Annotated in this window: 8 protein-coding genes; 5 read left to right on the forward strand and 3 right to left on the reverse strand. The window is 56.0% G+C overall.

Annotated features, from left to right (window positions below):
- The coding region (locus tag GOX66_RS25040) for a TCP-1/cpn60 chaperonin family protein (RefSeq protein ID WP_272871553.1) at positions 1-659 on the forward strand (659 nt) is incomplete at its 5' end.
- A 265-nt stretch (positions 660-924) separates the two neighbouring features.
- Here GOX66_RS25040 and GOX66_RS25045 read toward each other — a convergent pair.
- Entirely contained in the window at positions 925-1,152 is a 228-nt protein-coding gene (locus GOX66_RS25045) for a hypothetical protein (RefSeq protein ID WP_170766573.1), read from the reverse strand.
- Positions 1,153-1,609: 457 nt separating this feature from the next.
- Between GOX66_RS25045 and GOX66_RS25050 the strand changes: the two genes are divergently transcribed.
- From GOX66_RS25050 to GOX66_RS25060, 3 genes are all read left to right on the forward strand, one after another.
- Positions 1,610-1,864 (forward strand): DUF6429 family protein, encoded by a 255-nt coding sequence (locus GOX66_RS25050; RefSeq protein ID WP_237212781.1) that lies wholly within the window; start codon positions 1,610-1,612, stop codon positions 1,862-1,864.
- Positions 1,865-1,984: 120 nt separating this feature from the next.
- The gene (locus tag GOX66_RS25055; RefSeq protein WP_237212782.1) at positions 1,985-3,325 is read left to right on the forward strand and encodes a DUF7986 domain-containing protein; all 1,341 of its coding nucleotides are present in this window, start codon (positions 1,985-1,987) and stop codon (positions 3,323-3,325) included.
- Positions 3,326-3,511: 186 nt separating this feature from the next.
- Positions 3,512-3,754: a hypothetical protein gene (locus GOX66_RS25060; RefSeq protein ID WP_237212783.1), complete on the forward strand. Its 243-nt coding sequence runs from the start codon at positions 3,512-3,514 to the stop codon at positions 3,752-3,754.
- Between the two features lie 215 nt (positions 3,755-3,969).
- Here the strand turns inward: GOX66_RS25060 and GOX66_RS25065 are convergent, their stop codons facing one another.
- Both GOX66_RS25065 and GOX66_RS25070 read right to left on the reverse strand, forming a co-directional pair.
- Positions 3,970-4,359 (reverse strand): VOC family protein, encoded by a 390-nt coding sequence (locus GOX66_RS25065; protein ID WP_170766577.1) that lies wholly within the window; start codon positions 4,357-4,359, stop codon positions 3,970-3,972.
- A gap of 416 nt (positions 4,360-4,775) precedes the next feature.
- Positions 4,776-5,183, reverse strand: a complete 408-nt coding sequence (locus GOX66_RS25070) for a RidA family protein (RefSeq protein WP_170766579.1) — start codon at positions 5,181-5,183, stop codon at positions 4,776-4,778.
- A 101-nt stretch (positions 5,184-5,284) separates the two neighbouring features.
- Here GOX66_RS25070 and GOX66_RS25075 point away from each other — a divergent pair, with 101 nt between their 5' ends.
- Positions 5,285-6,190, forward strand: a complete 906-nt coding sequence (locus GOX66_RS25075; protein ID WP_170766581.1) for a LysR family transcriptional regulator — start codon at positions 5,285-5,287, stop codon at positions 6,188-6,190.
- Positions 6,191-6,509: the final 319 nt, after the last annotated feature.

A 6,509-nucleotide genomic window follows, 5' to 3' on the forward strand; every position in this document is an offset into this window, starting at 1 on the left:
TCGTCGACGGTGCTGGCGAGAAAGCCGAGATCGAAGCACGTGTTGCTCAGATCCGCACTCAGATCGAAGAAACCTCGTCGGATTACGACCGTGAGAAGCTGCAAGAACGCGTTGCCAAACTGGCCGGCGGTGTTGCCGTTATCCGCGTCGGCGGCATGACCGAAGTTGAAGTGAAAGAGCGCAAAGACCGTGTCGACGATGCTCTGAACGCAACCCGTGCTGCTGTTCAGGAAGGCGTGGTCGTTGGCGGCGGTGTTGCTCTGGTTCAGGCCGGTAAAGCGCTGGAGACTCTGAAAGGCGCAAACGCTGATCAGGACGCAGGTATCAACATCGTTCGTAAGGCAATCGAAGCGCCACTGCGTCAGATTGCTGAAAACGCAGGCGTCGACGGCGCGGTTGTTGCCGGCAAAGTACGCGAATCTTCGGATGCTGCATTCGGCTTTAACGCTCAGACCGAAGAATATGGCGACATGTTCTCGTTTGGTGTGATCGACCCGGCCAAAGTTGTTCGTACGGCTCTGGAAGATGCGGCATCGGTTGCTGGCCTGCTGGTCACCACCGAAGCGATGGTTGCCGACAAGCCCGCCAAAGAAGGCGCGGCTGCAGGTGGCGGCATGCCCGACATGGGCGGCATGGGTGGCATGGGCGGCATGATGTAAGCACGTCGATTTCGCTCCGGCGAATTCCGACGATCCCGACAGGCGCTTGGCTGTAAGGCCAAGCTGCCGAGAGGGAAGCCATAGTGCTAAGGATCGGGGTCGCCTTCGGGCGGCCCCGTTTCGTTTTGGCGCTGCAACCACCGACCAACCCGCAGAAACACTGACCGCCCTACCAGCATTCTTTTCTAAATTGATGGTCGCAATGCTCCATTCGAAAAGGGTGCACAGTTTCTTATGCCCCTTTCCAAGTTGCTATTTGGGAATTTTAACCGGTCACGCCGGTGATAACGGCGTCATTCGTAGCCGATTTCTTCTGATCGGCCGTCAATTTATTTACGTTACTTGCAATCTGGTTGCGCTCGGCGTGCAACTGCTGGCACGAACGCCCATCGAAGACTGATGGGCTGACATACGTAGCGCCAACCTTATCCGGCGACTGCGCGCAGGCAGAAACAACGGACAGAAGGGCAACGGCAGTAAAAAACCTGCGCATGAAATACTCCTTTTCAAACATGCGTTTACGGTACGGGATCACCATGGAAATGAGGCCTGACAATGGCAACCTCAGCCCTTTTCGATGTCTGAGTTGATTTGGTCAGCGAGCTTTGTTGTGTGTGGGTGATCTGGTGTACTTCCTACCCAGCGAATGCTCTTCGCTGCGCAAAGCGGCCAACCGGACCATGATGAGTCTCTGGAACGCCGCGGCGTATAGAGTGAAAGCAGTTCGCCGTAATTGGTTGGACTGATGGTATTTCCCTGATGCTATGCGATTGAGTTTAGCAGCAATGCGCGTGAGTATCTGAAACCGATACTTGTCCGGTCCCGCGTTCACAGCAGTGGATCTTTATCTCTTTAACGCGTTCAGGCAGGCTGAGCCGTAAGGGGTCAGGTTGAGCGCCAATGGACAGCACTCTGGCCTAACCTAAACCGGGTTGACGGACCCTGCCCTGATGGCGTCCGCTATGGTCATGACGATAGATGAGGAAAAGGTGGACGATGCGGTTCTGGCGTTGCTGTGGCTGACGCTGCATGATGAGCGGCGCGCCTGGAAGGGTTTTGACTGGGACGCGCTCGACCGATTGCACCACAAGGGTCTGATCCTGGACCCTAAAGGTAAGGCAAAGTCAGTGGTGCTGACAGAGGAGGGTCTGCGCCGATCAGAATCACTCTTTGCAGAGCTTTTTGCGCGGGCACCCAGGCAATAGTTAATCCACCACGTAACCACCGAGATAATCTTCGCCGAAGAATGCCTAAAATCTGGCTGACAGTTGCATATTGCGCTAGGTCGACCCCGTCCGACAAACGAAGAAGAAAGGTGCATGTCGATGGCGCATGATCTTGAGGGGCTCATTAAGTTTGTTACCAGCGACGAGACCTGGCACCAGCGTCTTGCGGACGTTCTGGAAGAGCACTTTCTGCCAGCCCTCGAAGCGTTCGATCTCGACTTCGAAGACCTGGGCGATCTGCTGGGCGAAGACTGGCCAATGGTTCTGTGGGGCGGCGGGCTGGAGGATCTGCTGGGCCGAACATTTGGACCAAACAATGAAAACGCCGCCGATGCGTATCTGAAGCGACAAGGATCGAAGGAGAATACACAAACCCGAACCTACATCGCTGGATTGCGCGATGCCCCAATCAGCCTGTACGAGGTCAGCGCAATCGTACCGGGCAAAACCATGGTGTTGAGGGACCTGCTTACAGACGTTGAGCCAATCAAAGTTCGGGAGCACAGCGCGACGCAGATGCTGCAACAATGGGATCGCATTGCCGTTCGGGTGGTCACGCAGAGCGATCACAACGTAATCTCGGGCGCACTTCTCCCATTCGATCCGGATGCAGTCGCGATGTTCGAAGACGGGCTTCGGGCCGTCCTGAACTTGAAGGCAAATGATGAGCTGAGGCTGACACAGGATCAGTTGCGGCGCTCCGCCCCCCTCTTTGCCAATGCCTGGCTCTTCGCACATTTGCCAAACCTGCTGGATCCGGAGCCACCTCAAATTAGCAACAGCGATGGTGACGACCTCGTCTTTCATGAGCTGTGCTTCTCGCTTGCCAGTGGGGTCACGCAAAAACAGGTTTCGCAGAAGCTGTCTCAGGCCGCTGATCTGGTTGCCACTGGCCCGAAGGATTGGACCTGGCTTGCCGTGGATAAACCGGGCGGCACCCGGCGTGGCACCGGCCTGGTATTGGGCAACGCGATGTCGGGCAACTCTGTTCTCGGGTCACTAACCCTCAAAGGCAAGGCTCTGACGCTGTCTGTGGACTCTGCTGCGCGGGCCGAACGCGGCGAAGCACTTGTCCGTGAACTCCTCGGTGATCTGGTGAAGCCGCCACTGACGGTGATCCAGACCGTCGAACAGATGATGGCGGATGACAGCCTGCAAAGCGGAGTGGCAGAAGAAGAGGACATCCCCCCTGCCCTGGCCCGGCAGCTCGCCCAGGAGTATCTCGACCAACACTACCGTGATACGCTCGACCAGCCGATACCGGCCTTGGGTGACAAAACTCCGCGCCAGGCCAGTCGCAGTGCCGCAGGCAAGAAAAAAGTGATTGACTGGCTGAAGACAATCGAAAATCGCAGCGCTCGTCAGACCGGCTCTCCTGTTGCAGATTATGATTTCAGCTGGATCTGGGACGAGCTGGACCTGTCAGACCACCGAAAATAAGCCCGATAGATCCTTTCTGAGGCCAATGACGGCCTATTCCGGATGAGGTGGATAGCTCCTGCTCCACCGGCATCGAACGTGCCAAAATGCAGTTGTCATCGACTGCCAGGAGAGGAGCCATCCAATGACAGTAAGGACTGTCGGCCTGAATTTGGCCAAGGACATTTTCAGGTTCACTGTGTCTCAGTGACCGGACACAAAATCATCAACAAGACGATCAAACGTACCAAACTGCTGGCGTTCTTTGAGACACTGCCACGCTGTTTGGTTGGCATGGAGGCCTGCGGATCGGCCCATCGCTGGGGCCGAGAGCTGAGGAAACTCGGCCACGAAGTTAAGTTAATGCCAGCTGCCGATCTTAATCCCTACGTGAAGCGCGACCCGCAGAACCCGACCTTCGCTGCGACGGCAATTTCATTAGATCTTTGAATACCCAAGGCGCGCACGGAGTGAGCTTTCGTTGCGTCCGCACCAATGGCTGCTATTATGCCGCTTAAGCAGTAGTGCTACGCTCCACACAGCTATAGCCCCAGTACGCAGCAACGCTATCATCACTGCTCTTTATCAGGATAAAGACAAAACGGCGCACGCACACTCGCGCAATGCGGTGAGGATGTGAGAGTGCCGAACACCATTAGCCACGATCAGTCCGTATCGCCAAAATAGACGAAGCTCATCTTGTTGCCATCAGGATCACGGACATAGGCGCCGTAAAAATCCGGCCCATATTGCGGACGCGGCCCCGGCTCCCCCTCATTGGTACCACCCGCAGAAAGTGCCGCTGCATGGGCCGCTTGCACTTCGGCCTCATTTTCGCATAGCAAACCGACCATATTACCATTGCCCGGCGTTGCTGCTTCCTTATTAAACGGTGGCGTTACCCAAATCCGCCCGCCGCCACGCAGGCCATAGCAAAAACCATGGGGCATGAATTCCATGACCACCGTTCCACCAACCAGTGGTAAGACGGCATCAAAATAGGCCCTTGCCTTAGTTACATCGTTGGAACCGATCATCACATAATTTAGCGACATTGTACGCCTCGCCCAATAAAAGGAACATATAGGGAACACATGGCATCCCATCGGCTACAGCACAACCCCTGTTATGCTCGGTCTGGATTGGGACCTACGCCTAAAAAGTTGTGCTTTCCCGCGCCTCTTGATGAGGGAACTGAATTTGTCAGAGCGGATTACAATACACTGCCTGCGAGGATGACGTGAGCGATAGCGCTCTACCGAAGGACCGTTGCTGACATACTTTGGCAGCGCAGCATTAGGTGAAGGAGCTCTCCACTGTCGTTCTCTGCGCCCTGCGCGAATGACGGGATAGGAGTTATTGAACATCCGATCCCCTCATAGTGCTTTGTGGCACTGCGAACAAAGCGGATCTAACTGCTTGAAGTCCCAAGGACCATTTTCCTCCAAAACACCGCGCGTCTCTGCCCGGTTCAGGCCGGGATCCGCACAACCATTTCGACCTCAATCTGCAGATCGGGCCCGGCCAGCGCGGCGACACCAATTCCGGTCAGGCTTGGCTTTTCTCCATTGAGGAAACTCGTGATCTGGGACATTGCAATTCCAATTGTCTCGTCATTCATCTCCGTCATGTAAATTCGCATCTGGACGATATCGCGGGGACCGGCATCGATGGCCAATAAGGCCGAGCTGAGGTTAGCGACGACCTGTTTAGTTTGCGCTTCAAGCGTTGCCGGAACTGCAGACCCCGCCGCATCCCATGCAACTTGACCGGAGACAAAGGCCAGATGACCTGGGTTGGCGATGGATATCTGCGAATAGCCGACCTTACTGGCGTCGGGCAGTGTCGCCGGGTTCATCCGGATGAGTGCGTTGGACATATCAGTTTCCGATATTGTGCTTGATGACGTTCTAGATAAGCTGAAATACAGGCGAACAGAGATCATGACTGAGGCGAACCAAAATCGTCATAAGAGGTGAGATGGCTGATTCAAAAATAAATGATATTCTGGTGTTCCTGTCCGTTGTGGACACAGGAAACTTTGCCTCAGCCGGGAGAGCGTTCGGCCTATCCCGATCGACGGCAGGCAAAGCGGTCACGCGGCTGGAGGACAGATATGGTGTCCGTCTCCTGAACCGCACAACCCGCGCGATCAACCTGACTGAGGAAGGCCAAAGGCTATACCAGCAAGGGCAGGCCATCCAGGCGGCCATTGCCAACGCGGATATAAGCATGGCGGGCACTGATGGTATTCCGAGCGGAACTCTTCGGATCGCAGCGCCTGACGCGCTTGGACGGCGGCTCTTGATGCCCGTTGTTCGCCGCTTCCAAAAGGAGTGGCCTGATGTTCGTTTTGAGATCAGTTTCTCTGATACCGTAAGCCGTATCATCAAAGATGGATTCGACCTTGCAGTGCGGGTCGGCGTCACCTTGCCCGACAAGTCTCTCATCTCGCGCACCCTGATGACCGACAGGCCAGTGATGTGCGCCTCACCTGACTATCTGGAAGATCGGGGCGCGCCCAAAAACATCGATCAACTGAGCACACACGACCTTCTGCAATTCTCAAGTGTCGGACAGCGCCAGGTCTGGACCCTGCAGGATGGGACAGGCTTCTGGACCAACGCTCCGGGACATGTACGTTTGCGGCTGGACAGCGCTGAGGGGCTTCGCGAGGCGGCCCGGTCCGGAATGGGCATCGCCTTATTGCCGGGCGTCCTGGTGAGGGACGACCTGGAGGTTGGCGCGCTGGTGCAGGTCTTGCCGAGCGTCGAGTGTGGTGAGGTTCCTATTGTTGCCCTGTACCCGCATAAGCGGTTTCTGGAACCCCGGGTGAGGCATTTCATAGACATGCTGGCCGCCGAATTACCAGGCCGCCAGCCCTAATTCTTGCTGGGGTCGCAAACTTGTTCTCAAGACCATGCTGGTCCTTCCTGCCAGTATTCTGCCTTCAGAATCTTGCGTCGCAATCGGCAAAATGGGCTCGGGGCCGCGACTCGCGCGAATAGCGGCTATCGCTGGTCAACGGACCCAAACCTTCCCATGATGTTCACATACTCGACATTCCGTCTGCGGTGGCACTGCCCGTCGAAGAAGACGTTCACCGCGAATTCGGATGGTGCGCGCAATCACGTTGTGTGATCGGAAACGGCCGTTGGTTGCGAAGCAACCAACGGCAGATATTCAAAGCAGGCGGGTCGCCATG

The sequence above is a fragment of the Ruegeria lacuscaerulensis genome (genome assembly GCF_013031245.1).
Classification (GTDB): Bacteria; Pseudomonadota; Alphaproteobacteria; order Rhodobacterales; family Rhodobacteraceae; genus Ruegeria; species Ruegeria lacuscaerulensis_C.

Excerpts from the sequence above, each read along its gene's own strand:
- GOX66_RS25045 (WP_170766573.1), bottom strand. The coding sequence starts at position 1,152 with ATGCGCAGGTTTTTTACTGCCGTTGCCCTTCTGTCCGTTGTTTCTGCC.
- GOX66_RS25050 (WP_237212781.1), top strand. The coding sequence starts at position 1,610 with ATGGCGTCCGCTATGGTCATGACGATAGATGAGGAAAAGGTGGACGAT.
- GOX66_RS25055 (WP_237212782.1), top strand. The coding sequence starts at position 1,985 with ATGGCGCATGATCTTGAGGGGCTCATTAAGTTTGTTACCAGCGACGAG.
- GOX66_RS25065 (WP_170766577.1), bottom strand. The coding sequence starts at position 4,359 with ATGTCGCTAAATTATGTGATGATCGGTTCCAACGATGTAACTAAGGCA.
- GOX66_RS25070 (WP_170766579.1), bottom strand. The coding sequence starts at position 5,183 with ATGTCCAACGCACTCATCCGGATGAACCCGGCGACACTGCCCGACGCC.
- GOX66_RS25075 (WP_170766581.1), top strand. The coding sequence starts at position 5,285 with ATGGCTGATTCAAAAATAAATGATATTCTGGTGTTCCTGTCCGTTGTG.